This window comes from Streptomyces virginiae (assembly GCF_040638905.1).
GTDB lineage: Bacteria > Actinomycetota > Actinomycetes > Streptomycetales > Streptomycetaceae > Streptomyces > Streptomyces virginiae_B.
In genome coordinates this window covers 38,277-64,415 of sequence record NZ_JBEZYV010000030.1, presented here as the reverse complement: position 1 = coordinate 64,415, position 26,139 = coordinate 38,277, and the positions used below count along the sequence as shown (strand labels likewise).

Sequence of the window (26,139 nt, the reverse complement as noted above, 5' to 3'; positions counted from 1 at the left end):
CCGGTCTCGCTCCAGGAGCGGACCAGTTGTTCGTACGTCATCAGTCGTTCCTCAGCCGTGTCAGGGAGTCTCGGGCCGTGGCCGCGACGAACGCCGGACACAGGGCGGTGTCGAGGGGTGGGGCCCAGGGCTCGGGCCACTTCTCGTACACCGCGCGGCCGCGGGCGCTCGCCAGGTGCATGCCCACCCACAGGGTCTCGGTGGTGTCGCTCGGAAGGTCCGGGTGCGCGCCATGGGGGCAGTGCCCGTCGTCGAGGGGGCCGATCGCGCGCTCGAAGGCGTCCGCCAACTCGTCGACGAGCTCCTGCGCGTCGGCGTCGTCCGCCTCGGCCTCGATGTACCACGCGACGGCGGTGGCCACGAAGACCCGGCCGGCCAGCTCGTCGTCCGCCGCCTCCTGCAGCGCGGAGGCCGCGAAGGAGAGGTCCCAGGCCACGTCGAAAGTCCTGGCAAGTGGGTAGCCCTCCATGATCGCGGTGAGCCCCTCCAGTTGGTACCGGTCCTCGAACGGCAGGAACGGCGGTACGTCGCCGGCCGAGCCGGGGCGCAGCGACTCCATCACCACGCGCGCGTGCCCGGCGACGTTGCGCGGGCACAGCCATGCGTCGCGCGGTCTGAGGTCCGTCCAGGGCCGCTCGTCGTCGGCGAGCTCCCGCAGGACGTCCGCCATGTTCCCGAGCTCCGCCTCCAAGTCGCCCTGAAAGGGGTGGTCCTGGTGCGTGCAGGGCGCGTCCCGCAGCGCCCGGTCGACGGCCTGCGCCGCGCCGAACACCGCCTCGACGTCACCGTCCTCCGGTTTCCTTGTAGCCAGGTACGGAAGCGCGAGCACCAGACCCAGCGTCCAGCTGTAGGCGAGCGGCCCGCGCGGATCGGCGGCCAGTTCACGGGCGCACTCGACGACGAGCCGCTCGTACGTCTGCGGTTCGTGGTCGACGTACTCCCTCATCTCGTCCCAGGCGTCGACCAGTGCGTCCGCCCGCTCAGCGGAAGATCGATCCGTCATCGTCATCCTCGTCGTCCATCTCCTCGTACCGCTCGTCCATCGCGACGATCGGGTACCGCGCCCAGCCGGCGAGCAGGCTCGAGCACGAGCGGCTCGGCCTCTGCCGGATCGGTGCGGGCGTCGGTCCGGGACCACTGCGCGTAGAGCTCGGCCGTGCGGGCATCAGGTATGACGATCATGCCCGGTACGACGTGTGGCGAGGCTCCAGAGGTTCCTGGGGTCCGTGACTTTAAGTACGGCTACCTGCACGGGCCGGGGTTGGGGACCGGGATGGCTGGAGCGCCTTCACGACCGGGTTCGTCGGCTGGAGCGTGTAAGGCGTGGGCCGGGCAGCCACCGCCCCCCGCAGGTCCGCCCCGACGGGCGTCCCCACCGCCCGTCGGCAAACGCCCAGGTCACAAGCCTGACGTTGTTGGCTGACCGGCCATCACGGCCCCACCATGGCGCAGCCGGCAAGTGCGCAGCATTCAGGCAGACCGCTCGCCCGGATCATGATCACGCTGGTACCGTCGCTCCTGGGCGGGAGCCTGGGACCGCAGGTCCCCCCACGGCGTTGATTCCGTCCCTTGTCCGGCGCCGGGGTGCCGGGCAGGAAGGACTGGATCATCCAGTCCCGGCCGATGACAGCCTGGGTGAAGTCGACTGCCAGGACCCGCGGCATCAGTTCGGCGATCGGGGCGAGCCACGGCACCGACGCGTACTCCGCGCGCATCAGCTCCCGTTCGGAGCGGAACTGGCGGCCCGCTTCGGGGCCACCCGCAGGACGACCGGCTCCCCGCGTTCGGCGAGGGCGATGCGGTAGGTGGTGTTGTACATGCCGCCGCCCAGCTCCCTCGCGGCACGTACTTCGGCGCCCGGGCCGAAGGCGCGCCGGGCGACCGCCAGGATCTGGCGCTCGGTCAGACCCTGCTGAAAGGCGTTGGCGGACCGCTCGATGACGTGGAGTTCCACGGGACTTCCTTCCGGCCTGTGAGGACTCGTTTCAATGAAGACCAGTCACAGGGTGCCGGGCTCCAGGTACGCCGATACGCGCTCCGCCGCGTAGGTGCCGTCCGGCAGCATGGCGTCGGTCAACTCGAACTGCTCCGTCTTTCCTGCGGGGCCGGTCCAGGTGACCCGGATGCCGGCGGGGCGGCTGCTGGGCAGGTGCACAGGCTGGCCGTCGGCGGCCCGGGCTCCGAGCAGGGTGTAGATGCGAACCGGCCGCACGGCCTCGCCGGCCCCGATGGCCGGGGCCGCGCCGGGGCCGGCCTGGTTCCGGCGCCGGCGGATCCAGCCCCAGGCTGTGGCCCCGGCCAGCAGCGTGAGGCCGCCCAGGGTCTCCGCGGTCCAGCCGGTGAGCACGTCGGTGAGCATGGTGGTGTCCTTGTCTCTGTGTGATGACGGGCGGAGCATGAAGAGCCGCGCACTGACGTCGCGTCCCGGGCGGCACAGTGCGGGTTCGGGGGGTTAGCCACGCAACCCCCTTCAGCTCCACGCCATTTGAGCGGACGAGCTCCGAGGTGACCCGGCGGAGGTAGGGGGGCTCTAAAGGGGCGCCACCGATACGTCATGGGGTAGCCCTTTGGCTTCAGTTCCGCGGGGAGTCACCGGATGAGGTGAAAGCCCCGTCATGGCCAGGAGAGGTGTCGGTACCTTCCCTGGCATGTCCACTGACACCCCGAGCGCGGCCGATCAGCTGCTGATCGACCACGCGTACCGCCACGGGTTCACCGTGACTGCGAAGATGCTGGAGGTCTGGAGGAGCCGCCGCTTGCTGCCCGGCAATGTCCCCGGCGGGGGCCTGGGCCGCGGCAGGGGCAGCACCTCCACCCCGGCGCCCGAGAGCTTCGACCTCGTCCTCGGCCTCGCCCGTCCGCGGCAAACGCCCGGCCGACGTGGCACTGCTCTTGTTCGACGAAGAGCTGCCCGTACCGGAGCAGACGGTACGGGCCGCCTTCACCGCCGCGGTGGACACCCTCACGGTCCCCGGCGACGACGACCCGGACACCGACCCGGACCAACGGCTCGACGACCTCGCCGACCACATCGCCGACGCCGGCCTGACCGTGACCCTGGTCCCCGCCCGGGCCCGGCGGATCGACGAAGGCATCGCCCGCCTCGCCCGCGCCGCCGGACACACCTGGCCTCCGCCCGAGCTCACGGCCCTCGACAAGAACCCCGGCACGCCGACCGTCACACCCAAGGACGCCGCGCTGGCCGCGGCCGCCGCCACCATCAACGGGACGATGTCCTTGGTGGAAATCGGTGACCTGCTGCGCGCGATGAACCCCACCGCGACGGCCAACCCGATCGCGTCCCTGGTCGAGACCACCCGTAACGATGTTCCCGAGTTTGCCGACGCGGTCCTCACCGAGGACAACCATCTGGCTCTCGGCCCGGTGCGCGATGCCCGCGACCATCTGCGTCATCTGGCCGCCACCGCTCCGCTCCAGGACCTGGCGCGGACTTGGAAGACCGCCGCCGGCGTACGGCAGTGGGCCCTGGACCTGTGCGACCGGGTCGAGGCGGAACTCGCTGCCGGGCAGCTGGGCGAGGCGGCCCTGGAGTGGATGAACGGCCGCTACGCGATGGCCGGGCTGGCCGTGCTCAGCACCCTGAAGGAGCGCGACCGGCCCCCCGTCCAGCACGCCCTCGACGCCCTGGTGCTGCTCTACCAGCTCGGGGAGTTCCACCGGCTCGACCGGCTCATGCCCGGCTGCCAGTGGCCCCTCCTCGCCACCGAGGGGCTGCTGCCGCCACCCGTCCGCGAGCAGCTCCAGGACCTCATCGGCCGGGACGCGCCCCTTGCCGGGTAGGGGGGCGATGTCAGACCGGCCTCGTAGCGTCGACGGCGAGGCCCCGGACCGGACGGGGCCCCGGAGGACCGAAGGAGCGGGCCATGGGCGAGATCAGCATCGAGCGACAGCACCTTGACCACCTGCTGGCCGACAGCGCGAGCACGTACGGAGCCCCCTACCAGCGGGCCTTCGCCGAGCTCGCCGCAGCGCACCGAGGCCGGCCCGTCGCCGAGATCTTCCCGTTGCTGCGCCGGGCCGCGGACGAGGCGCTGCTCGGCTTCACGGACGCGGACCTCCGGGAACAGGCGCAGGCGATCAGTACGGGCGAGCCGTACGTCCTGCGCGTCACGGTGGCCTGACCACGGCTGTGCCCGTCAGACCGCCCACCACGTGGCGGTCAGGCCTTGCGCCGGTCGCGGCCGGTGTGGGCGAGAGCGTCGGCGAGCTGGTCGTGGTTCATGGACGAGCGGCCCGGGATGCCGGCCGCGGCCGCCTTCTCGTACAGCTCCGCCTTCGTCAGTGCCATCAGCTCCCGGCCCTTGGCTGCTGGCCCGGAGCGCGCCCGCTTCTTCGCGGCGGGCGCCTTCTTTCCGCCGGCCGCCCGGGCGCCGGGGGAGGCGGCCTTTTCGCCGGTGTCCTTGGGACTTCGGGCCCGCTCGACACTGGCGCGCAGGGCCTCCATGAGGTCGACGGCACCGGTCGGCTCCGCCGGCGGTTCGGCCTTCTCCACCGTCTCTCCGGCCGCCTTCGCCTTCACCAGGGCCTCGACCTTCTCGCGGAATGTGTCGTGGAAGGATTCCGGCTCCCACTCCATGGCCAGGGCATCGATCAGCTGCATGGCCATCTTCACCTCCGCCGCCGTCGCCTCGACCTTCCCCGGCAGGTCAGGCACCTCCGCGTGCGGATCGCGCAGCTCGTCGGCCCAGTGCAGCGTGTGGATCGTGAGCAGGCCCTCCGCCTCCTCCACCTTCAAGGCGACCAGGTACTCCCGCCCGCGCATCACGAACGTGGCGATGCCGGCCTTGTTCGACTCGGCCAGGGCGCGCTCCAGGAGGGCGTACACCTTCCCGTACTGGGCTCCCCGGGGCCCGAGGAAATACGTCTTGTCGAAGAAGACCGGGTCGACGGTGTCCAGGTCGACGAAGCCGACGACGTCGATAGAACGGGACCGGCCGGGAGCGATCTCGTCGAGCTCCTGCGGCTCGACGATCACGTACTCGGACCCGGTGTCGTAGCCCTTCACGATGTCCGCGAGGTCCACCTCGTCGCCGGTGCGCTCGTTCACGCGCCGGTTGCGGATCCGGTCCGCTGTCCCGCGTTGTAGCTGGTGGAAGCGGATCGTGTGGCTGTCGGTGGCCGTGTAGAGGCCGATGGGAAGGCTGACGAGCCCGAACCCCAAGACCCCCGTCCACACCGGTCTGGCCATCGCCCTCACCACCCTTCACCGCGGGTCCACCTGGGCGTCTTCCCACCCTGCGCCCCATCACCCCCCACCGGCAACGGCAGCCCCGGCCGCCGAGCCGCCAGCCACCTTCCGGCGCGGCAGGGAAGCCCTCGACAGGCGTCAGGGCCCTTCCACCTCGCCGCGCTCCCGCGTCCAGGAGCGCATGGTGTGCTCGCCCTCGGGTCCCTCCTCGACCAGCTCGATCCGTACGTCCGCCCGGCTGCCGTAGCGGCCGATGAACCCCCGGAACTTCCGCTCGGCGCTCTCTGAGCTGTCCCAAGTACCGGTGACGGCGGGAGATGTGGGTGGCCCGAAGCGAAGCCTGACGTGAAACGGCACATGCGGATCATGAGCGGGCGGCCTCCGTGCTGCAAGCCGGGAGCTGCGAGGGCGCCTCCGCCCTCTGATCCCCTCACCATTCGCTGTGAGGTCGGCACGCCCTGTTATCGAAAAGATGTTCCGGGACAGGTGGGATGCGGGTTACTGTCCCTGCACGCAAGATCCCTTCAGGGGGGAGCACCACATGTACGTCGTCGAATCCGGAGCCCGCCCTGGGCGCCCGCCCGGCGTCACCCGCCCGGGCCCCGATGGACTCACAACCCGCCAGGCCGCCATCGTGGCGTTCATCGAGCAGGCCGTCGCTCGCCAGGGTTACCCGCCCTCCATGCGGGAGATCGGCGAAGGCGTCAACCTCAGGAGCACCTCCTCTGTCTCGCACCAGCTCGGGGCCCTGGAAAAGAAGGGCGTGCTCTACCGGGACCCGCACCGTCCCCGCGCTTACCGCGTCCGGCGCGCCCAGCCCGCCGACCAGTTCGGTACGGCGCCGGAGGCCGTCCAGGTTCCGCTCGTCGGCCGCATCGCCGCCGGCGCGCCGATACTTGCCGAGGAGGTCGTCGAAGACGTCCTGCCGCTGCCGCGGCACCTCGTCGGCGAGGGCGAGCTGTTCGCGCTGACGGTCGTCGGCGACAGCATGATCGAGGCCGCCATCTGCGACGGCGACATCGTCACCGTCCGGCGCCAAGACAGCGCCGACCACGGCGACATCGTCGCTTCTCTAGGGGAGAAGTGTGGCGCAACACGTTCCCAGAGGGATCGGTGCAGCTCAGCGGCTTTGCGGACGAGGGTAGTGGGCGCAACAGGTGTAGTGCTATCGCTAGATCGAGCGAATCGCTAGCGCCGGGGCAGATCCCAACATCCCCAAGCCAGTCATTAGCGGATCAATTGCAGCTGCCCCAGTCCACGCAACCGCACCCACCGAAACCGCTGTTGTTACCGTGCAAGAAGCCCCGTTTGCACAGCTGAGGAGGTCGGCGGGTGTCCGCACTGGACTTCTATGCCCATGTCGCCACCCACAGCGACGTACTCGACATCGGCTTGGGTTCTGACCCCGACGCCTGGGAAGCCGCCCTGGGCGGCCAATTCCTCGACGTGCCCGGTGGCGGCCTCCTGCGCCGGGACTACGGACTCGTGGAGATCAACTTCTCGGCAGAGCAGCCGGGGCTGCAGGGACAGATGTCATGCTTCGGCTTCGGTGTGAAGATCCAACGGCTGCTGTACGTCCCATCGGCGGACATGGTGCCCCCTGTGCTCGCGCGGAAGTATGGGGACTTCGCGCCCACAGTCCGTTTCGATGAACTGCAGGCCGCCATCCTGGCCCTCGGGCACACCCTCGAGCTCGACACGGACAACACGTCGCGAGACATGGATTGCTATCGCGTATCCGATTCCGCGGCCCGCATCCACGTCATTTCCGACCTCGAGCCATACGGGTCCGGGACCCCTGATCCAGACGGGCATCAGGTGGGCGATGTCTGGTCCATCGACTTGTGGTGACCACTCCCGCTGAAAGGACCGGATGTCAGACCCACCTCATAGCATCCGCTCGTGAACCTCGACCTCCTTCTGTCCCGCGGAATATCCCTGCCGCCTGGACGCATGATCACCTCGGATGAAGGTGCCGGCGACCTGCAACCTCTGTGGCTGAGCGACAGCCCCGCCTTTGCCGACCTGTGGGCGCAGCTGCGTGGCGAACATGCCGCCTCCGGGCTGTGGCCGCTGCTGCTCGACTCCCTGGACCCGCACGACGCAGACTTCCGGCCCTGGGGCTGCGGCGAACTGTCTCCCGAGCGCATGTCTTCCCCCGACGAGCACGACGCCGAGGAACTTCTCGCCCGCTGGTGGCAGGACTACACGGCCACGGACGAAGACGACGACCAGCTCACCGCCGAGGAACGCCTGGCCGTCACCGCTCCCTTCGGCCAGACCTGGCCCGGTACTGCAGCCACCCGCGAGATCTCCGCGGACCCCGACGGAATGGCCGAGCAGTACGCGCGGGCCTTCCTGGCCCAGAACCCGCAAGCACGTCTCGGCCTCGTCTCGGCACCCTGCGGAGCCGATACCCTCACCGCCGTCGGGTGGGACGGACCTGCCAACTACGACAACGACACAGCCACCTTCTCGGCCGTCGTCCGCGGCTGGGAGGATCGCTTCGGTGTGCGCGTTGTCGGCGTCGGATTCAGCACCCTCCACCTCAGCGTTGCCGCACCGCCCAGCGGACTTGAGGAGGCTCTGGCCATTGCCGCTGAGCACTTCGCCTTCTGCCCCGACAACATCTGGCAAGGCGCGCACCGCGACCTGGTCGCGTATGCCGAGCACCTCATCGATCTGAACTGCTGGGAGTTCTGGTGGGACTGACCATGGACAACGACCGCTTCTGGCACCTGATTGAACAAGCCCGCCGCCTCGCCGTCGACCCGACCGATGCCGAGGAGGTCGCCAGCCACGCCACCACACTGCTCGCTGACCATCAACCAGCAGAGATCCTCCAAGCGGAGCAGGTCCTGTGGGACTTGATGGCCGCTTCCTACCTCGCCCCGCTGTGGGCCGCCGCGTACCAGATCAACGGTGGCTGCTCCGACGACGGCTTCGACTACTTCCGAGGCTGGCTCATCGCACAGGGCCGCGCCACCTTCGAGCAGGTCATCAACGATCCGGACAGCCTGGCCGACCTTCCTGTCGTCCAACTGGCTGCCGCAGAGGGCTGGGACCTCGACGGAGAAGCAAGCCTCCCCATCGTCTGGAACGCCTACCGGGCCGCCACAGGAAGCGAGCCACCGGCCGATAGCTTCACCATCCGCTATCCCGAGTTCGACCCGGAGTGGGATTTCGACTTCGGCGACCACGAACGCATCGCCCGCCACCTGCCCCGTATCGCGGCCCTGTACCCCGCCTGAGTCCGGCAACGATCACCCTCGAGACGGGCAACGATCTACGACGACGGAGAAGCCGAGCTGGTCAGACTCTCTCGTGAACACCCCTGGCAAGCTGTCCGCAGGCGGATGGCCAGTCGGACGGCCACTGAGTCCCTGCGTCACACGGCAGGCTGCACCGGACGCGCACGACAGGCACACCTCGCTCGCTGCGGCGGGCGGGACTGGACAGTCACCCCGCCACGTTGCTGGGCTGCCCGCGCTGGTTGATGGCTTTGGTCAGTTCGCGGTTGGCTTCCCGCGCCGCGCTCAGGTCCGCCTGGCTCTCTTCTAGGGCCGCAGTCAGTTCGACGTTGCGCTGTTTCAGGCCGGTGATCCGGCGCTGGAGCGCGTCGACGTCGGTGGGAATCTCCAGCCCTGACTCGCGCCATGCCTGCTCGCCCAGCTCGCTGGAGAGCCGCCTTTCCAGGAGCTGGATCCGCGCCGCAAGCCGGGTGTTGCGGGCCTGCGCGTGCGCGAGGTCCGCCTGAAGCGACGCGCGGCTGACTGTCACAGAGCTGGCCGGTCCATGCTGTGCCGGCTCGGTCTCGGCGGCGTGGACGAGGGCGAGGAGGTCCGGGTGCCGGTAGAGGAAGGTCCGGTCCACCCCGGCGTGGCGGGCGATGGCGGACACGCTGATCCGGCCCATGCCCTGGGCCGCGGCGTTGATCGCCTTGACCACACGCTCCCGGCGACGTGCGGAGTCGGCCTTGCGGCCGTCGCTCGCGGCGTTCACATGCTCCTCCGCGGCCGTACATCGGGCAGGGGCTGACCGATCCGGCGCATGCCCGGCATGCCCAGCATCACGCCGCGCCCGCGGCGCACGGTCGAGACGGCCTGCTCGATCTGGGCCCGCTCCTCCGCGCCGAGGTCGTCCAACCCTGCTCGGATCCGGCTGATCAGCCGCCGGACGCGCCGGATCTCCTCCTCCGAGGGCATCGCTTCGCTGCGCGCCCAGTCGTCGGCCTCGAAGGCCGACATCAGCTTCTCGCGGCTGCGCAGAAGGTCAGCGAGGTATGCCTCCAGGTCTGGGAGGTAGGAGATGTCGGTGGTGTAGTGCTCGCAGCCCAGGCAGCGGAACCTCAGCGGGCAGCTCTGGCCTCCCGCGGCCACGTTCGTCGGCTCCTTGCAGACTCCGTAGGCGGTGGCCACCTCCCCGATCTCGCGGCGGACGTGCTCGGAGTCCAGGAGCCCCTGGGCCTTGCGCCACACGATGCTGCCCTTCGACAAGAGCCGCATCTTCCCCTACGCCTACCGGCACAGCTTCGCGCAGCGGCACGCGGACCAAGGCGTACCGCCCGAAGTCCTCAAGGAACTCATGGACCACCGGCACTTGATGACCACCCAGGCGTACTACCGCATCGGCCAGGACCGCCGGCGCGAAGCCATCGACCGGGTGACGGCCCTCCAGTTCGACCGGCACGGCAACCGTCTTCGTGACCGGCCTGCCGTCCTTTTGGACCTGGATGGGGACGAGGAAGTCGGGCAGGGCCTTGACCCATGAGCGGTGCTGGTCCCAGATGCCGGAGATCGGCTTGGTACCCGCCAGGTTCGAAACCGAGGAGGGCAGGAGCTTCAGCAAGGCCGCGGGGGTGTCCGGGAAGCGCCGGCGCACGCGCTCCTGCTGGGCGGCGATCACCGCCCCGGTGGCCTTGCCGATCGGCAGCCGGCGGCCCAGCCTGTATGCCTTGTGGTTGTCGTAGAGCAGGACGAGGCTGCCGTCCGGGTCGCGCTCCAGACAGTCTAGGGGCAACCGGCAGACCTCGTCGGGACGCCGGCCGGTGTCAATGAGGATCTCCGTGCAGACGCGCACCTCCACACCGCTCATCTCTTCGAGCAGGTCCAAGTTGTCGCAGAGTTCCCGCATCACCTCGTCGGGGAGGTCCTTGCCGGCCTCGCTGTCCTCGGGCTCGTCGGGGATATCCTCGGCGCCCATCACGAAGTCCGCGCGAAGCCCTTCGAGGATTTGGCCCCTGGCTGTGAGCCCCAGGGTCCGCCACCGGTTCAGCACCGCGCGGACCGACCGCGCAGTGCGAATCCACTGGTAGACGCTGAGCTCCCCGGCCTCCGCCCTGAACGCCAGGCGGGTGCAGAACGACGTGATGTCGCCGCGGTCCAGGAGCGCCACCGCGTGGCCGCCGTCCTCGCGCTGGAACCGCAGACTCTGCGAAAGCTCCGCCATCGCGTTGATCTTCGCCTGCAGGGCCCGGGCGACCGACTTTCCCCGGCGGCGAGGGAGCTCATCGACCGCCCAGAGCTTCGTGGCCTCCCGCAGGGCACTCTGGTGGATCCTGGTGAAGTTCGCCGTACCGCCGAACCCGAACACGGCCAGGTCCCACACATCCTTGCGGGCCTCCACCTCTGGACTCGCCCCGAGCCGGCCCAGCATCTTGCGCATCGTCAGGACCAGCGTCGCCGTCTGACCGCGCAGTCCCGAAGCCAGCGGGTCACCGAGCCCGTCGAGATCCTCACACCGCAGAGCCCGCAGCCTCTCGCACAACGTGCGCAGCCAGAACCCGTACGTCTTGATCCCGTTCGCCGTGCGCTCCTGCACGCAGTACAGCAGCTCGGCGACGAGCCGCCTCGGCAGTCCCCGCATACTGACCTCGTTGCCCATGGAGACCGGCGCGGTGGTCAGCCGCCACCTCTCCTCGTCGAAGGACCTGCCGGCCTTTGCCTTGGTCAGCCGCTGGCGGTGCGCGTCGCAGTACGGGCTGGTCGCACTGACCCGGTACCGGTTGCAGGCCGCGACCTCGCAGCCGCCGAATCCAGCCAACGGGATCGGGACCGGGTGGACGAGGAACTCCTCCACCGAGACCTTCAGGCGTTGAACCCGCTGGTAGTGATGGTTCTGGCACAACCCTGCAGTCGGGCTCCGCCACGGCCGCCCGCACGCCGGGAACCGGCACAGCGACTGCGTCACGTGCTGGGCGTTGTAGCGCGTCGCTGCCCCGAGAAACTCCGCCAAGGACAGCCCCGACTTGTTCCACCGCAACCGGCAGCCCGAGCACAGCGGCCCGGTGCGCTCGAAGCCCTTGTCGCAGCCGACGACGTCGCACTCCCCGATCCCAAGCACGGGATGGGCCCGCGGGTAGAAGAAGACGCCCAGGTCCCAGTCCCAGCCGACGAGACTCAGGAACGTCGGGTCCAGAGCCCCGACCAGCTCGGCCGTCCGCGCGTCCGGCGGGGCCGCCGGCAACGACAGGGCGACGGCCGCCCTCACAGCTCACCGCGCCCGTGCAGCTCCCGCGGGGAGGGAACCCGTTCGACGGCCTCGCGCAGCCGGTCCTGGTCCGGGATCACGTAGGGCCGCGCCGACTCCGGGTTCTTCTGCCCGAGCAGGGCCTGCACCTCGTCGAGCCGACCGCCGGCATCCGACACGTTGCTCCCGAACGCGCGGCGGGCCATGTGCGGCACCACGGCCCGCGGCAGTTCCGCCCGCCGTGTCAGTCGCTCGAACAGCTCGTAGATCGCCTCCGGCCTCATCGGCGCACCGATCACGCCGCGGAAGAGGTTCACCAGCAGGAAGTCGCTGCCGCCGGCGCCCAGGAACTCGAAGCGCTCGTCGAAGTACTGGTCGAATGCCTGCACCACCAGGAAGTCCACCGGCTGGATCCACGCGGCGCGCGACTTGGACCAGGCGCCGTTGGCGTTGTCACGGCGCCGCACGTGCAGGTGAGGCCCCTTGTAGCCGCACCCCAGCGCGCGCGAGTCCGGCAGCATGTGGCAGTCGGACCGGCGAAGACCAGCGGCCTGCCCTCGCCGAAGCCCCGCCCGGGCCAGCAGCACGACGACGAGCCGGTCCCGCGCGCAGCGGCACTTCAGGAACATGCTGACGATCTCGTCGTCGGAAGCGCGGTCCAAGACCGACTGCGGCTCCTGGACGCGGTGGCGGGCACGGAGCCGGTATGAGAGCCCGGAGTCCTCCCCCTGAGCCTCCACAGGCAGGTCCCGGCTGTCGGCCAGCTCGTAGATCTGCCCGAGCACGTGGCGCGGCGCCTCGCCTACCGACACCGCGTACGACAGCAGGCCGCGGGTAGCCGACAGCACGACGTTGATCCTGCGCTCCTGCCGTACCGGTTTGCCGCCCGGCCCGCTGAGGAGAGCGCCGCGACGGTCCTGCCGTGCGGGCACGTGCTTCAGCCAGACCATGAACAGGCCCAGGTCGCGGGCCGCCGTGCGCCAGTCGCGTGCCGTCGCACGGCACCAACGCAGGTAGAGCGCCGCTCCGCCGGCGTTCGTCCTGGTGGTGAACTCGGCGCGGCTCTTGCCGAAGCGCTGGTGCCGCGCCCACTGATCAGCGACAGGGACGACTTGGAGCTCGTCGTCGACGACGGTCGAGTAGCGCGTGCCCGAGGGCAGGGTCACGGGAAATGCTCGCATATCTCTCTCCGGTGCTCAGACAGTCATGCAACAACCCGCCACAGAGCCACACCCCCCGAGTACGAGCGCCTCAACGCCAACGAGGACGACTCGCACCACGTCACGCCACACCTTCCGGAACCCCATAGATCGTGGCGGCCATGCTGGACGGCGAGGCCACGGTCAAACGCTTGCGCCGCGAGAACGGCCAGGTCTGGCTCATGCCGCACAACGCCGGGTACGACCCGATCCCCGGCGACGACGCCGCTATTCTCGGGAAGGTGGTCGCCGTCCTGCGCGCGCTCTGACCCAGAGCGCCCCGCGCCGCCGACGGGCTGTCCTCAGAGACACGGCGCACGCACCCGGCTCCTTCACGAGCAAGCAGGAACGCCAGCCACTACCAGCACGACGACAGGACCCGACTTGACCCTGACGCCCGGAGCACGCGTGCCGGGACGGACCTGGACGGTCCGCCTCACCGGCCACCCCGACCACACCGTGTCCGTCACCTGTAGCACCGCCGCGTGCAAGATGCCGCCCCGCTCGAAGGACGCCGCGAGCATGCGCCGCTTCGCCGCAGAGCACGCCAAAGCCCACGGACGCCTCGCCGGCGCCCGCCCCAACGCCGCCTGCAGCTGCGGCAGCGCGCAGTGCACCCTCCACGAAACCCCCGTCCACTGCGCCGGCACCAGCCTCCTGGTCCTCGTCCACAACCCGGCCGTCGGCCAGGTCTGGACCCTGGCAGAGGTCTGCCAGGTCTGTGCCCGGCACATCCCGCACATCACCATCCTGGCCAAGGGCAAGCCAGCTCTCCCCACCCCCGCGGCTCCTCCTGTGAAGCAGCCGACGCAGCGCGCCGCGGTGCCGGGCGGCTTCTCCTCGCCGGAGGCCGCTCCTGATTCCGCACCGGGACGTCGCCGTCCCCACCGGCAGTACCGCTCGCGGGGCTGAGACTGGCGAAACCCATCCGCCGAGCCTCCGCAGACCAGACGGACGCGCGGACGCGTGAATGGGCTCCTCCCGCCGGGCTTGAGCCAGGCGGGCGGACACGCGCTGGAACGTCGGCGCGGTGTGTGGGATCAGCCGCTCGACGACGAGACGGTAGTAGGCCTGTCGGAGGGTGCAGCCGCCGACCTAGTTGTAGCCGGTGACGATGTCGGCAGCACGGGTCACGATGCGCGGCCACTGAAGTCGGGGCACACCGCTACACGTACACCTCTGGCCGACTGCGGCGGCGCTGAAGTTCAGCTACCAGGGGGCAGCCTCCAAGGTGGGTGAGCCGCGAGGGAGAGTTGCTGTGACGCTCAGACCGCCGGTCGAGCCGATGCTGGCGCAGGCTGCAGAGACTGTGCCCGACCCGGCCGCGATTCGGGCCGGAGCGGCGTACGAGCAGAAGCTGGACGGTCACCGGGCGCTGCTGTTCACCGCGGCTGGCCCGGGCGGCAGCGTGGTGGTGCAGACCCGCCGCGGGGCGCTGGTGCAGGACCGTTGGCCGGACCTGGTGGGTGCCGCGGAGGCGCAGTTGCCGCCCGGCCTGGTCCTCGATGGCGAACTGGTCGTCTGGGACATCGAGGCCGGCCGCTTGTCGTTCGAGGCGTTGCAGCGCCGGGCCGCCACCCGCGCCCGCGGCGCCCCCGGCCTCGTCGCCCGGTGGCCGGCCTACTTCGTCGCCTTCGACCTCTTGCAGCACGACGGCCAGGAGCTTTTGACGCGCCCGTACGTCGAGAGGCGCGCACAGCTGGAGAACCTGTTCTCCGAGCACGCCCTGACGGCCCCGTGGACGCTCTGCCCGATGACGACGGACCTGGCCAAGGCGCGGGAATGGCTTCAGTCCTGGACGGACGTCTCGGGCGTGGAGGGGATCCTGATCAAGCCCTTGAACAGCCGCTATCTGCCGGGGTACCGCGGCTGGACCAAGATCAGAAGGCGGGACACCACGGAGGCGATCGTCGGTGCGATCACCGGCACCCTGACCCGCCCGCAGCTGCTTGTTCTCGGCCGCCACGACCAGAACGGCCGGCTCCGCGCGGTCGGCCGGACCGTACCGCTGCGCCCGGACACGGCCCGGCAGGTCGCCGAGCAGCTCACCGCGGCCGGACCCGGGCACCCGTGGGAGGGGGTGCGCTTCTCGGCGACGTGGGGGAGCCGGGACGTCCTCGACACCACCCTCGTCCACCCCGCCCTGGTCGCCGAGGTCAGCGCCGACCGCGCCATCGACCACGGCGGCATCTACCGCCACCCGCTCCGCTTCCAGCGGCTGCGCCTGGACGTTGGGCTCGAAGATGTACCCAGGTTCGGCGAGGGTCCGGCGGCGGCCACCGGCTGACCGGGCTGGGATCCGCGTGGTAGCGCCTGAGGGGAGCCGTCAGGGGTAGGGCCGCCGAGGAAGGCCTGGACGATCGTGGCTGGAGCTGCCCACCGGCCGAACCCTGTGCATGGATCGGCCTGGTCTGAGGAGGTGCCTCTCCCCGGCCGCCTGCACGACAGCGGCCGGGGAGACCGCGGCCTTGCCGCGCCCTCGTCCCCGATGGCTTGTGTCACGGCCCGGGATTACGGGGACGAGGAGCCGGAGGGGCTAGGTGCTACCCACCTCGGGATGCGGTGGCGGGACGTCCAAAATCTTCCGCCCGTAGGCACCCAGCGGGGCGGGTCGAGGACAGGTGTGAGACAGAGCTCGGAGGGGGAGGCACCATGCGGCTGCCGCCAACAATTTCATCGCTTGCGGCGCACACCGTCAGGGATATATCAGGCAACGGACTGCGTCTTGTCTGGAAGTGGTGGCGGGGTCGGACAGCGGCTCCCAAGGGGGAGCCTGAAGGGGGTGTGGGGTGGGAGCGTTGGACCCATTGGGCCCGGAGGACCCGCAGCAGGTGGGGCGCTACAAGATTGTGGCGCGGCTGGGTTCCGGAGGAATGGGCCGGGTGTACCTCGGGCGCTCGCCCGGCAGGCGCCCGGTTGCCGTGAAAGTAGTGCGTCCGGAGCTGGCTGGGGATGGCGAGTTCCGGCGACGTTTCAAGCGAGAGGTGATGGCGGCTCAACGGGTCAATGGGGCCTTCACCGCCGGTGTGATCGACGCCGACCCGGACGGCTCGCCAGCTTGGATGGCGACCGTCTATGTGCCGGGTCCCTCCCTCGGCGAGGCACTCGCCGCTCACGGTCCATGGCCACTTCACTCGGTGCTTGCCCTGGCCGCTGGCATGGTTGAGGCACTTGAGGTCATCCACGCGGCCGGGGTCATCCACCGTGACCTCAAGCCGTCCAACGTGCTTCTCGCCGCGGACGGACCGAGGATCATCGACTTCGGTATCTCGGTCGCCATGGAGGCCAGTACGTTGACCCGGGCCGGCGTGCTGATCGGCACCCCCGGCTACATGTCTCCGGAACAGCTCCGCGACAGGGCAGTGACCCCGGCCAGCGATGTCTTTGCCCTGGGAGCAGTCTTGGCCTACACGGCCACTGGCGTCAGTGCGTTCGGTTCTGGCAGCTCGACCGCGCTGTGCATCCGTACCGTCCAGGAAGAGCCCAGCCTTGATGCCCTCCCTGGTGACCTGCGTGATGTCGTCGCCGCCTGCCTGGCCAAGGAGCCAGATCAGCGTCCGACCGTGGCCACACTGCTCGATCGGCTGACGGGCTCTCGCGGCAAGGTCGGAAAGGGGCAGTCCCTCCGCCCCACACTTCTGCTCACAGAGCCAAGCTGGATGCCTGACCAGATCGCCCAGCTCGTTCAGCGGAACGATCCCCCCTCGCCCGTGCCGGACACACGGGCCACCGTGCCCGGGAGGCCCGGCCGGCGCCTACGTGGTTTGAGGAAGTGGTCCTACGCCTGCACCCCCACGGGCTTTTGGGCCACCCCTAGGGAGAGGTACCGGGGGTCAGCCGCGTCCGACGGCCTGGTCTACTGCAGCAGCGGCGCCCTGTACGCGGTGGATGTAACGAGTGGGGAGCAGCGCTGGACCTATACCTCCGGCGGCAGGGCGTGGTCGTCGCCGACGGTGGTCGAGGGACTCGTGTACTTCGGTAGTGACGACGGTGGGCTGTACGCGCTGGACGCAAGGAGCGGCGAGAAGCGCTGGTCCTTCACCACCGGTGGAACGGTGCGCACGTCGCCTGCGGTGGCCGGCGGAGTCGTCTACGTCGGCAGCGACGAACACGGGCTTCATGCCGTGAGCGCGGAAACCGGGGAGCCCCATTGGGCCTTCACCACCGGCGGAATAGTGCGCTCGTCGCCAGCGGTGGCCAATGGCATCGTCTACCTCGCCAGCGCAAGGGTCGCGAAAATCACAGATAGGGATGTGATGCCCAAGCTGTATGCGGTTGATGCGGCCACGGGACGCGAACGCTGGTCCTCCGAAATCGGTTCGAATGAGGTCCTCTCGCCTGCGGTAGCCAACGGCATCGTCTACGTCGCCTTCAGCTTTCAGCTCTGCGCCTTGCAGGCCGATACCGGGCTACAGCACTGGGTCCACCCTTTGGGCAACAGCCCGACGTCCTCGTCGGTGGTCGCCGACGGAGTCGTGTACCTCTCCGACGGGTCCAACATGCTGTATGCCGTGCAGACATGAGGCAGGCGCCGCGGTGATATCCGGCTCGCGCCCACGAGCCGTCGGACGTAAGGCTGCCTGACTGGTACACGGAAACCCCGTACGCCTCGACGCACGGGGGTTTCTGCTGCGGTCTGCCCTCGTTGCTCTGAATGAGGACTGGTCTGTCGTTGTGCTGGAAGGGCGGGGCGGCGGGTTGTACGGGGATCTGTGGGCGTGGGCGGTCGAGGAACCGGCGAAGGCGGCAGCGGCGGCCGTGATGATCGGCATTCCGGCGGCGGGCGCGCTGGCGCAGCAGCGGCAGAAGGACCGGGCCCGCTCTTGACGGTCCGACGCGTCGGAGCCGCGGCGGGCCGGGGACGCGATGCTGGTGCGCTTTCTGGCCGGCCGAGACCTCAAGCCCGGTGACCCCTCCTCGTCGGCCAGCTGGTGGTGCGCGGGGGAGGAGGTGGTGCGCGACCGTACGGCCGCCGACCTCGCCGCCGGAGCCCCGGACGCCCCTGGGAAGCAGCAGCACTTGGTGCTGCGCACGATCGCGGCCGGCGCCGGACAGTGGTCCTGCTGGCCGGGCGTTGCCCGTGCATCGGTTCGGCTGATCGTCCCCGCGGCCGTGGTGGCGGCCGCCGGCACGGGTGTCCTGTCGGCCGCCGGGGTCGCGGCGCGACGGCCGCCGGGCTGCGGATCTCCTGCGACATGACCGGGAAGCCGTCCGCCGACCGGCTCCAGGTTCTCGGCCCGGACCACCCCCACACCCTTGCCACTTGCAGGGAACTCGCCTACTGGTGAGCGGAGGACGCGGCCGGTCCGACCCGAATTCAGCCAGCGGAAACGCGACCTTGAAAGTCTGCTGTGATGATCGCGGGCGGGATCTGCGACGCGGCGCTGTACCGGCCCGGCCGCGGGGCCGAGGTCGAATTCCCTGGGGCCCGAAGTCGTTGGACGTGCCCTGTTCGGGGCGGCGAAGGCTCGGTAAGGTCCGGCACATGGCTGAGATCGATGCAGATGAGCTGCTGAGACGAATCCGTGCGGCGCGGGACTGGGCTGCTGCGGAGGGCGAACGGCTGCATACCGCCGGCACGACCGGTGGATCCGACGACCAACGGATAGCGGATGCCACGGCATCGCGGATCTACAACAGCATCCGAGCAGTCCTCGACGAGATCATCGAGCCCGGCAAGCACTCCCGGGAGGGCTGACTTCCAGGCCGGGCCGATCTGCTCCCGCTCGGGCATGGCGGTGCCCTCGGAGGGTGCCGCCGACGCCCGTGGGCTGCCGGCAGCACCGGAGCGCGGCGTGTCTGGTCTCCCACGCCTCCTTACGCGCCGCAGGGTGTGGTGTTGTTCTTCAGGGAGTGGGTGGTGTCGTTGAGCTGGTACGAACGCAGGTCTCCGATGGCGCCGCCGTCGGCGCCGACGCACACGTGCCGGCCGAAGTAGTTGTCCTTCTGGTAGACCCTCGCGGTGCGGCTGCTGTTGTTGATGACCGAGCTTCCCTTGCCGCGGATGTAGTCCGGCAGGTGCCGGACCGAGCCGTCGGTAGCGCGTTTGACGTAGGGCTGGCCCTCGAAGCCGATCTCGGGATAGATGCACACGAACCCGCGGGGGCACTGGATCTGGTCCCGTGGGGCGGTGACGGCCGAACCGGCCCCGGCTGGCGCGGACCGGGCCTGGGCAGGGGCGACACCGGCCAACGCCGCCGCCACAGCTACGATCGTACCGGCGAGCGCGAGAACCCTGGGAACACGCATGTACTGACTCCTTCATCGGATCTGTCCCGTGTGGAGCAGCAGCGACGCACTGTCACCCAGCCCGATCTGCGGCCGGAAGCCCCGGGTACACCGCCCCGCCCACCCTGCCAGCGCTATTACCCAAAGCGACAGCACCTCTGCGTAGAGGCACCGGCCTTGCTGGATCGCAGGGAGCGCACCGCTTCACCGCTGTGCGCCGCGGGTGCCTCAATGCCGCCGACTGGTGCTCCGGCGCACGTGGCGCTCGTGCAGGGCGGTGGAGGCCGCGTCGGCGACCCGCATGGGCGCGTCGCCGGGTGGCGGGGCGTCAGCAGGTGAGGTGACCTCGTGTACGACCGGCTGCGGTGTCCAGGGGAAGGAAGCCACGCCGAACGTACTGTGGACCGTGGTGCCACAGGGAGCGGTGCTCGCCGGGCCGCGCCCCTGCGGGCTGGCCCACCCTAGAGTGCCCTTCGAGCACGGGCGTGCGCAGAGGAGTGCCCTCCGTGCTGACCAGCTGGCTGCACTCCTGGTCGAGATGGCCGGGCAGCTGACCACCACGGCTAGAGACGCCCCGCTGGCCGCGCTGCGGCCCGCCGGTGTGCTGGAGCGGATCGCCGCCCGAGTGAGCCGGGAGATCGCCGGCGCGCTATGCGACGACGGTATGTCCGCCGAAGCGGTGGCCACCGCGTCGGCACCACCCTCTCCCAGGCCCTGGTCCTGCTCCTGACCGCGCAGGACGGGTAAGGCACGCACCACAGCGCCCGCCTGTTTCGGTCTCGCCGGAGTGGATCTCCGGTCTGCGGTCTTTGAAGCTTCTTTGTCCCCGTCACGGTGCCTCCTCCGCGCCAGAGGCGCTGCGGCCGCCACGTGCGCCTGACTGCTGTCAGCTGAGACCGTCGGTGCTGTCCTGCCGCTTGCGCCGGCGGTGTTCGCGTTGGGCTTGGGCGCGGGCGCATTCGCGGGTGCAGTACTTGATGCCGGTGGTGCGGTTCTGCCCGTACTCGGCGCGGCCGCGCTGGCGGACGAAGGAGCCTCGGCACGTCTCGTTCGCGCAGGTACGGATTGTGGCTTGTTCGGCCATGTGGTTGTACAGCTGCAGGAATGCCACGGACAGGATCGGTACGTGGCGGTCTTCGAGGCGGCTGAGGCCGACGCTGAACGGTTTGAGGGCGCTGTCCAGCGTTGTTTGCAGTTGGCTCAGCCGCAGCCACAGGATGAGCTGACGTAGGTGGTCGAGGTCGCGGGGGTACACGTCCTCTCGGTGCGCGTTGTAGGCCCGCTCCTGGGCGAGGCGTTGCTCGGTGACTTCTGTTTCGACGAGTTCGTCGAGTCCTCCTTCGCGGCCGCAGGCGAGCCACGTCGCAACGGCCTGCTGGGCTTCGCGGACGTGGAACGCGACCAGTTCGCCGTGCATGGCCCATGCCCGGTACCGGGGATGCTCACGATCTTCCAGCTCCTGCAGTCGCTCGTACTCCTCCTGGGCCCACCCGCCTGCATGGATGCTGCCTCCGAGGTGACCGTAGAGGCTCATCCAGCCGGCCACGGTGACCAGGTCACCGGGGTCGACCTCCATGAGCTCGCGCATATAGAAGTCGGCGGGCAGGCAGGACCGCTCTGCATCGAATTGCGCAGGGCCGCCGATGTCCCAGACGATCCACTCGCCGTCTGCCCGCGCGCCGAGCAACGGTGGCAGCTGAGGAGGCGGAACAGGCGTACCCGGCCAGAGAGTAGGACGAAATCGTGGGTCAACGTATGCCGTCACGTTGGGCATCATAGTCCTGCGAGGCATACGAAAACCGAAAGTCTCGTATCACTGTCCCGGAGCTGCCGTGACGAGGAGTCGTAGTGACGAGCTGGCAGGAACGCAAGCCGGTCGGAGATGCCCATGAGCAGCGCGTTGCGACCGCGCTGCGCCAACTCGGATGGACCGTCCAGCTCTGCGGCCAAGGAACCTACGCGCCCACCATCCAAGAGGCCCTGCGCCACACCCGATCAGCCCTGCGCCAGTTCCCCGACCTCATTGCGGCCCGTGGAAGCGAACTCATCACCATCGACGCCAAAGACCGCATGCCCAGCACCCACTCCGACCGCTACGCGATCAGCACCGCAACCCTCAACGCCGGTCTCCTCTTAACCGCCGTCCACGCACCGACCCCCCTCTACTACGTCTTCGGGGACATGAAGGTCCTCACCCCGGCCGAAGTCCTCCACTACGCCCAACACGCCCTCCGCCACCACAGCGGCGCCTACCACCTCGTCCGTACCGATCGAGCTCACCCCTTCCACCAGGTCTTCGGCAGCGCCACCCCACAGGCGGCCTGACAGGATCCACCCAAGGTGCGCACGAGGAGGACTGACCTCGGTGTTCTACAGGCTGACCATGGCCAAGGCGGTAACCAGCTGCCCGGCCTCAAGGCGGTGGGTGAGGTCGAGACCGCTGTCGATCATGGTGAGGACGGCGTGATGTCGGGCGGCGGGGATGGCGGCAATCTGGTTGCCATCGCGGTTGACCCTGATGGTCGCCGGCTTCTTGCCTGGACGGGTCAGGGTGACCGGCCCGTCCCCAGTGCCAGGGCCTACCCGTGCAAGAGGGATCGTCACGGGGCGGCCTCGCAGCAGTTCGTTAAGCGGGTTGGCCGGCTTGCTTACGTAGTCGAGGAGGTCCTCGACCTCGTACGTGTTGGCCTTGTGCGCCGTGGTCCAGCCGTCGATCTGCTGATCGGCGACCCAGGTGCGGAGCTCACCGGAGCCGATGCCCGCCTCCGCCGCAGCACGACCGATCTGATGAGCCAGGCGGCGCGAGGTGATGCCTGAGGTCAACAGCGTGATGGCCTGCTCGGTGTCAACACCGTGACGGATGTGCCAGGCCGTTTGTGCAAAAAGGCGGGGCGTGGTGGGGGTCAGCAGGGGGTGGGTGTTTACGAGGTTGACTAGGGCTCCGGCTGTCCAGCTGATCGCATGCTCGAAGGCCTGCTTGATGCTCTGGACAGTCAGCTCCAGCATCTGGGGATGGGGCGGGATGCCGTCGGGCCTCCAGGTGCGGGCCAGCTCCGGGATAGAAGTGCCGGAGATCCAGTCCCGGACCGCGTTGTCGATCGGTACGTCGAATGTGAGGCTCTTGCTCTGTTCGTTGGTGAGCTTCCAGCTCCCGCGGGCCTCGGGCGTTAGCAGAAGGTTCTTGAAGGCGCCCTGCTCGGCAAGGAAGTCCAAGGTCTGCTCCAGCGGCCACTCGGGCGGCCCGAAGAAGACGCTGATCTCGTCTGGGGTGTCCTCGGGGACAGCGTGGGCAACGAGTTGTTCCGCGAGGCGTTGAGCAAGCTGGTCGAGGAAGCGGGCGGATCCGATGCTGGTTCCGGTGCTGGCCCACCGGCGGGTCGAGACGGAGTCGGTGGCGTCATAGACCGCAGTGACCTTCTCTGCGAGCGCCATCCAGCGGGTCGGGACCGAAGGGTCGTTGGCCTGTTCCATAGCAAGCAGCGACCGCACCGGGTCCAGCCGGTCGCCGGGCGCGTGGAGGGTATCGGCGTGGGTCTGCAGGACGAGCCACACGAACGCGGTGAAGTCGGCCGCGACGGTTCCCATCACGCCGAACAAGCCGTCGAGCGAGTTCTGCAGCTGCTGCTCGGCATGGGCCAGTGACGTGAGGGCTTCTTGGCTGAGCAGTTCAGAGGTGACGGTGAGCTGCTCGCTGTCGGGGGTGAGCGTCTCGAACTCCGCGGCCTGGGGCGGGTAGGGGCGGGTGAGGATGACCCACCCCTCGCTCTCGCGCCCGGCCCGGCCGGCTCGGCCGATGGCGTTGAGCAGTTTCGCGGGACCGAGGCCGTGCTGGTTGCCGTGTGTGGGATCACCCTCGACCGTGTGATTGATGATGACGGTGCGCACCGGGAGGTTGACGCCGTCGGTGAGGGTGGTGGTGCTGGCGATGGCCAGCAGGTCTCCGTCACGAAGTCCTTGTTCGACGGCGTGGAGGACGTCGTCGGGAAGGTCGGCGTGGTGGAAGGCGACGCCGTGGCGGGTGCAGTCCACCAGGGGGTGCTGCTCGCCGAGGGTCTCGGCCAGGAACTCGGTGAGCGCCGCCGCCTCGGGACGGACGGCCAAGTGCTCGGCCATGGCGCGTGCGGCGTTCCTGGCGATGACTTTGCTGGCGACGACCATCAGGACGCTGCCAGCCCGGGTCAGGGCGGCGGCGCCGGCGGCGAACACCACGTAGTCCGCAATACCGCCCTGGAGCTTGGTGGCAGCTTTCCACTGCCAGGAGTTGGGGGAGGCGTACACCCTGGTGCCGACGTCACGCATGGTCAGGCCGAAGGTGCCGCTGGTGGCGGTGGGCCGGATGTCGAGCCGGGGGGACACCGGCACCGTGGCTCGGGTGGTGGAGGGCTGGTTCTTGCTTGGCTTGCGCGGGGTGCGCTCGGCCCGGTCCTTGAGTAGCTTCGGGTACATGAGGCCGTGCAGGCGCCTCGGGCCGCGCCAGTCGTCGGTGAAATAGACCTCCTCCGCCGGCCGCTCCGGGTCCAGCCACGACGCCAGGGCACCCCGGTTACCCACAGCGGCGGACAGCAGCACCAGCCTGACGTCGGCGCGGGTCCGTAGAAGGGCGAGCAGGCTCTCCAGTATGAACCCGCGCCGGCCCTGCGCGAGGTGGTGGGCCTCGTCGACGACGATGAGGCTGACCTCGTCCAGGGCTGCGCCCGGGTTGTTGCGGATCATGTGCATGAGCCGTTCAGGGGTCACGATGTCCACGTCCCCGACGAGGGAGCCGCTGCCGTCGGCGAGCGGGAAGTCCGGCTGCTCGGCGACCAGCTTGCGTTCCAGCAACCGCAGCCGGCCCCGCAGCGCGGCCCGCATCTCCCGGCCCAGGCTGCGCATCGGTGACACATAGACCACGCGGCCGGGCTTCTGCGCCAGGTGGGAACAGATCACCAGCTGGGCCATCAGCGTCTTACCCGCGCTGGTGGGCACGCTGATCAGACTCCGGCCGGTGGAGGGGTCTACCGGGTTGCCTCGCTCCAGGTTCAGCATTTGGCGCTGCGGGCGCCACAGTGTTATCACCGGCGGATCAGACATCGCGAAGGTCCGGGCGACCGCATCCGGAGTTCCCTCTGGGAGCAGCGTGTACAAGCTGCTGGCGGCCATCTCTCCGCTCAGGCTGAGGAGGTGGGCCGCGACCCACCGGGCGGGCTGGTCACTGCGGCCGGCCCGGCCGTCGAGCACGCTGCGCAGCAGGTTTTGTGCGTCCTGCAGCCTGTCCGGATCGCCGAACGAGAGGAACAGGCGCAGGAAGTGGACTGCTTCGACGACGGCTTCGGCAGGTCCGTACATCGTGCCCGCGAGAGGATCGCCGTCCATCAGCTCACGGAGCTCCGCGAACTGCCGACGCCAGGCGGACAGGACCCGGTTTAGGTCGGGCCGGTCGAATGCCAGGAACACGACACCAGCCTCCAGAGCCAGGGTGTCGATGTGCGCCGGGAGCGAGGAAGCGAAGTTCACCAGGTTCTTGACCCGGCGGTAAACGGCAGTGGCGTTGGGCTCTTGCTCGCACTGGCGGTATCCGGCCTGGGCGGCGAAGGCGATCCTCAGCCGCTCGGTCGGCGAGTGTCGCTCGTCGGCCAGGGCCAGGTCCATCACGTGCGCGCTGACCGCGAGGGCCTGCCGGGTCCGCATCTGGTCGAACCCAGGAGTCTCGGGCTCGACCGCGGCCAGTCCGTGCAAGAGCCATGCCGTCGCCAGCACATCGTCAGGAATCTCCTGGGTTCTACCGAAGGCGGCGATCTCCAGTTGGGTGATGGCCGCCAGCAGTTCCTGCGGCGAGGGCAGGACCCCGCCAGGGCGGTATTCGCCGAGGGCAGTCGCAAGTACAGCCGGATCTAGAGTGCGGTCCACACGTACTTCCTCACCTGATGGGCGAAGCCCTCCAGATCGTCGATCGCCACCACCAGGCCCTGCAGCGCGCCGGGGTGCTTGTGGGTAGTGAAGTGCTCGTGCGCGAGGTGGAAGGCCTTCTTTGGGATCGCCGTTGCGTTCAGTGCGACGCTGACGCCGGCGCCTGCCGACTCCTCCTCATCGACCCACTGCTCGGCCAGACTGCCCACGAACTCCCGGGTGTCGTCAGCGAGCAGTTTGTCGCCCCAGGAGAGCATTCCCAGGTAGGTTCCCGCTTTGGTGTTGAGCTGCGTCCACCCATTTCGGATTGCTCCATCAGGCTGGTTCGCTTCCCCGGTGTACTTCTTCATCTCCCACAGGCGGAAGGAGAAGCCCCGGGCCGTTCCGTCTTCCCGGTAGACGACGAGTCCGTCGCCGCCTCCGTCGTTGACGGCCGGCTTCGGCGGTCCGAGGATCTCCACCGGGCGCTCTGGATCCTGGGGGAGGTCGCGGGTCAGGAGGTACCAGAGCCACTCGCCCACGTACCCAGCCAGCCCGTGGTTGCCCTTCTTTTTCGCGGCTGCCGCTTCGAAGACGGGCTTCACGAAGTACTCCACCAGGAGGTGGTCCTTCCCGGTCAGCTTCACCCCGTTCAAGGTGGCATCGCGCCAATTTTGGTAACTCCGTGGGCGCCCGCCGGTGCGTTCCCGCATGATCTCGTCGGCAACGATCCACGCGGCGGCTGCCTGGTCCTCGGGGCTGCCGCTGAGGGTCACAACGAGCTCCCAGCGGCACGTCTGGTCGTCTCCTCGGGGCTCCCGTCGTACCAAGTCGGCTATCTGCCCGCCAACGGCCGTCGCTCGGGCCAGCGCCTGCGCGGGTGAAACGTCCGCCACCCGACCCCCCTGCTCGTCCTAGATCACCCGCGTACCGGTTGGGTGCAGGGGGCCGAAGCGGTCCTCGGCAAGGTCACCCTAGCGAGTGGTCCGCGCTGGCTCTGGAAGATGGTCGGCCCCCGCCCGTAGACCAGCCCCAAGGAGGGCCGCCTCGACGGGGGCCCCTTCCCGTGCTTGGGCTGCTCGTGCCCGCGATGTGGCGGCGCGGGTCCAACGGCATGCGCTGTTGGGCCGGCTGGGGTGTGGGCGGTGGCGGGGGCGGGGCAGGGTGGTG

At 69.4% G+C, this 26,139-nt stretch carries 29 protein-coding genes and 1 pseudogene; 15 read left to right on the top strand and 15 right to left on the bottom strand.

Features of this window, described 5'->3' with window-relative positions; all coding sequences use genetic code 11:
- Nucleotides 1-40 precede the first annotated feature (40 nt).
- The 4 genes from AB0F82_RS30065 to AB0F82_RS30050 all read right to left on the bottom strand — a co-directional run bounded on the left by AB0F82_RS30065 (nt 41) and on the right by AB0F82_RS30050 (nt 2,359).
- Nucleotides 41-1,003 (bottom strand): hypothetical protein, encoded by a 963-nt coding sequence (locus tag AB0F82_RS30065; RefSeq protein WP_362632954.1) that lies wholly within the window; start codon nt 1,001-1,003, stop codon nt 41-43.
- Nucleotides 1,004-1,430: 427 nt separating this feature from the next.
- Nucleotides 1,431-1,715: a hypothetical protein gene (locus AB0F82_RS30060; protein ID WP_030965108.1), complete on the bottom strand. Its 285-nt coding sequence runs from the start codon at nt 1,713-1,715 to the stop codon at nt 1,431-1,433.
- Nucleotides 1,715-1,954: a hypothetical protein gene (locus tag AB0F82_RS30055; protein WP_362632951.1), complete on the bottom strand. Its 240-nt coding sequence runs from the start codon at nt 1,952-1,954 to the stop codon at nt 1,715-1,717. The genes AB0F82_RS30060 and AB0F82_RS30055 overlap by 1 nt, the downstream gene beginning before the upstream one ends.
- A gap of 45 nt (nt 1,955-1,999) precedes the next feature.
- Nucleotides 2,000-2,359, bottom strand: coding sequence for a hypothetical protein (locus AB0F82_RS30050; RefSeq protein WP_362632950.1), 360 nt, complete (start codon nt 2,357-2,359; stop codon nt 2,000-2,002).
- A 521-nt stretch (nt 2,360-2,880) separates the two neighbouring features.
- On the opposite strand from AB0F82_RS30050, the gene AB0F82_RS30045 reads away from it, so the two are divergent.
- Nucleotides 2,881-3,801: a hypothetical protein gene (locus AB0F82_RS30045; RefSeq protein WP_362632947.1), complete on the top strand. Its 921-nt coding sequence runs from the start codon at nt 2,881-2,883 to the stop codon at nt 3,799-3,801.
- 83 nt (nt 3,802-3,884) lie between these two features.
- Complete coding sequence (locus AB0F82_RS30040) at nt 3,885-4,142, top strand: hypothetical protein (RefSeq protein ID WP_362632944.1); 258 nt, start codon at nt 3,885-3,887, stop codon at nt 4,140-4,142.
- Between the two features lie 38 nt (nt 4,143-4,180).
- Here AB0F82_RS30040 and AB0F82_RS30035 read toward each other — a convergent pair whose 3' ends face one another.
- Nucleotides 4,181-5,209 (bottom strand): Ku protein, encoded by a 1,029-nt coding sequence (locus AB0F82_RS30035; RefSeq protein WP_362632942.1) that lies wholly within the window; start codon nt 5,207-5,209, stop codon nt 4,181-4,183.
- 138 nt (nt 5,210-5,347) lie between these two features.
- A complete protein-coding gene (locus tag AB0F82_RS30030) occupies nt 5,348-5,566 on the bottom strand; it encodes a hypothetical protein (protein ID WP_362632940.1) in 219 nt (72 codons plus the stop codon).
- A gap of 184 nt (nt 5,567-5,750) precedes the next feature.
- Between AB0F82_RS30030 and lexA the strand changes: the two genes are divergently transcribed.
- From lexA to AB0F82_RS30010, 4 genes are all read left to right on the top strand, one after another.
- On the top strand, nt 5,751-6,401 hold the full coding sequence (gene lexA / locus AB0F82_RS30025) for a transcriptional repressor LexA (protein ID WP_436842189.1): 651 nt from the start codon (nt 5,751-5,753) through the stop codon (nt 6,399-6,401).
- 140 nt (nt 6,402-6,541) lie between these two features.
- The gene (locus AB0F82_RS30020; protein ID WP_362632938.1) at nt 6,542-7,060 is read left to right on the top strand and encodes a hypothetical protein; all 519 of its coding nucleotides are present in this window, start codon (nt 6,542-6,544) and stop codon (nt 7,058-7,060) included.
- Nucleotides 7,061-7,162: 102 nt separating this feature from the next.
- Nucleotides 7,163-7,921 carry a DUF4253 domain-containing protein gene (locus AB0F82_RS30015; protein WP_362632935.1) on the top strand — a complete coding sequence of 253 codons (759 nt, stop codon included), beginning with the start codon at nt 7,163-7,165 and terminating at the stop codon, nt 7,919-7,921.
- A gap of 2 nt (nt 7,922-7,923) precedes the next feature.
- Complete coding sequence (locus AB0F82_RS30010; protein WP_362633033.1) at nt 7,924-8,460, top strand: DUF4240 domain-containing protein; 537 nt, start codon at nt 7,924-7,926, stop codon at nt 8,458-8,460.
- Between the two features lie 208 nt (nt 8,461-8,668).
- Here AB0F82_RS30010 and AB0F82_RS30005 read toward each other — a convergent pair whose 3' ends face one another.
- From AB0F82_RS30005 to AB0F82_RS29985, 4 genes are read right to left on the bottom strand one after another with little or no spacing between them, the layout of a single operon-like run.
- Nucleotides 8,669-9,211 (bottom strand): DUF6262 family protein, encoded by a 543-nt coding sequence (locus tag AB0F82_RS30005; protein WP_362632932.1) that lies wholly within the window; start codon nt 9,209-9,211, stop codon nt 8,669-8,671.
- Nucleotides 9,208-9,456, bottom strand: a complete 249-nt coding sequence (locus AB0F82_RS38755) for a hypothetical protein (RefSeq protein WP_436842188.1) — start codon at nt 9,454-9,456, stop codon at nt 9,208-9,210. Before AB0F82_RS38755 ends, AB0F82_RS30005 begins: the two co-directional genes overlap by 4 nt.
- 25 nt (nt 9,457-9,481) lie before the next feature.
- Complete coding sequence (locus AB0F82_RS38750; RefSeq protein ID WP_436842187.1) at nt 9,482-11,698, bottom strand: hypothetical protein; 2,217 nt, start codon at nt 11,696-11,698, stop codon at nt 9,482-9,484.
- Nucleotides 11,695-12,858 carry a tyrosine-type recombinase/integrase gene (locus tag AB0F82_RS29985; RefSeq protein ID WP_362632925.1) on the bottom strand — a complete coding sequence of 388 codons (1,164 nt, stop codon included), beginning with the start codon at nt 12,856-12,858 and terminating at the stop codon, nt 11,695-11,697. Before AB0F82_RS29985 ends, AB0F82_RS38750 begins: the two co-directional genes overlap by 4 nt.
- 128 nt (nt 12,859-12,986) lie before the next feature.
- Here AB0F82_RS29985 and AB0F82_RS29980 point away from each other — a divergent pair.
- From AB0F82_RS29980 to AB0F82_RS29950, 7 genes and pseudogenes are all read left to right on the top strand, one after another.
- Nucleotides 12,987-13,145, top strand: a pseudogene (locus tag AB0F82_RS29980) (LexA family protein); the annotation flags it as partial.
- A 139-nt stretch (nt 13,146-13,284) separates the two neighbouring features.
- A complete protein-coding gene (locus tag AB0F82_RS29975) occupies nt 13,285-13,788 on the top strand; it encodes a hypothetical protein (protein ID WP_362632922.1) in 504 nt (167 codons plus the stop codon).
- Between the two features lie 346 nt (nt 13,789-14,134).
- A complete protein-coding gene (locus tag AB0F82_RS29970; RefSeq protein ID WP_362632920.1) occupies nt 14,135-15,163 on the top strand; it encodes an ATP-dependent DNA ligase in 1,029 nt (342 codons plus the stop codon).
- Nucleotides 15,164-15,707: 544 nt separating this feature from the next.
- Nucleotides 15,708-17,399 (top strand): serine/threonine-protein kinase, encoded by a 1,692-nt coding sequence (locus AB0F82_RS29965; RefSeq protein ID WP_362632917.1) that lies wholly within the window; start codon nt 15,708-15,710, stop codon nt 17,397-17,399.
- A 151-nt stretch (nt 17,400-17,550) separates the two neighbouring features.
- Complete coding sequence (locus AB0F82_RS29960; protein WP_362632914.1) at nt 17,551-17,703, top strand: hypothetical protein; 153 nt, start codon at nt 17,551-17,553, stop codon at nt 17,701-17,703.
- 39 nt (nt 17,704-17,742) lie between these two features.
- Nucleotides 17,743-18,075 carry a hypothetical protein gene (locus tag AB0F82_RS29955; RefSeq protein WP_362632911.1) on the top strand — a complete coding sequence of 111 codons (333 nt, stop codon included), beginning with the start codon at nt 17,743-17,745 and terminating at the stop codon, nt 18,073-18,075.
- A gap of 286 nt (nt 18,076-18,361) precedes the next feature.
- A complete protein-coding gene (locus tag AB0F82_RS29950; RefSeq protein WP_362632908.1) occupies nt 18,362-18,574 on the top strand; it encodes a hypothetical protein in 213 nt (70 codons plus the stop codon).
- 119 nt (nt 18,575-18,693) lie between these two features.
- Here AB0F82_RS29950 and AB0F82_RS29945 read toward each other — a convergent pair whose 3' ends face one another.
- Nucleotides 18,694-19,125: a peptidase inhibitor family I36 protein gene (locus tag AB0F82_RS29945; RefSeq protein WP_362632905.1), complete on the bottom strand. Its 432-nt coding sequence runs from the start codon at nt 19,123-19,125 to the stop codon at nt 18,694-18,696.
- A gap of 207 nt (nt 19,126-19,332) precedes the next feature.
- Complete coding sequence (locus tag AB0F82_RS29940; RefSeq protein ID WP_362632903.1) at nt 19,333-19,491, bottom strand: hypothetical protein; 159 nt, start codon at nt 19,489-19,491, stop codon at nt 19,333-19,335.
- Between the two features lie 151 nt (nt 19,492-19,642).
- Here AB0F82_RS29940 and AB0F82_RS29935 point away from each other — a divergent pair, with 151 nt between their 5' ends.
- Nucleotides 19,643-19,834, top strand: a complete 192-nt coding sequence (locus AB0F82_RS29935) for a hypothetical protein (RefSeq protein WP_362632900.1) — start codon at nt 19,643-19,645, stop codon at nt 19,832-19,834.
- Between the two features lie 156 nt (nt 19,835-19,990).
- Here AB0F82_RS29935 and AB0F82_RS29930 read toward each other — a convergent pair whose 3' ends face one another.
- Entirely contained in the window at nt 19,991-20,791 is an 801-nt protein-coding gene (locus AB0F82_RS29930; RefSeq protein WP_362632897.1) for a hypothetical protein, read from the bottom strand.
- A 161-nt stretch (nt 20,792-20,952) separates the two neighbouring features.
- On the opposite strand from AB0F82_RS29930, the gene AB0F82_RS29925 reads away from it, so the two are divergent.
- Entirely contained in the window at nt 20,953-21,429 is a 477-nt protein-coding gene (locus AB0F82_RS29925) for a hypothetical protein (protein ID WP_362632895.1), read from the top strand.
- Between the two features lie 45 nt (nt 21,430-21,474).
- Here the strand turns inward: AB0F82_RS29925 and AB0F82_RS29920 are convergent, their stop codons facing one another.
- Together AB0F82_RS29920 and AB0F82_RS29915 are read right to left on the bottom strand one after the other, a co-directional pair.
- Nucleotides 21,475-24,990, bottom strand: coding sequence for a DEAD/DEAH box helicase (locus AB0F82_RS29920; RefSeq protein WP_362632892.1), 3,516 nt, complete (start codon nt 24,988-24,990; stop codon nt 21,475-21,477).
- A complete protein-coding gene (locus AB0F82_RS29915) occupies nt 24,975-25,745 on the bottom strand; it encodes a hypothetical protein (RefSeq protein WP_362632889.1) in 771 nt (256 codons plus the stop codon). Before AB0F82_RS29915 ends, AB0F82_RS29920 begins: the two co-directional genes overlap by 16 nt.
- Nucleotides 25,746-26,139 lie beyond the last annotated feature (394 nt).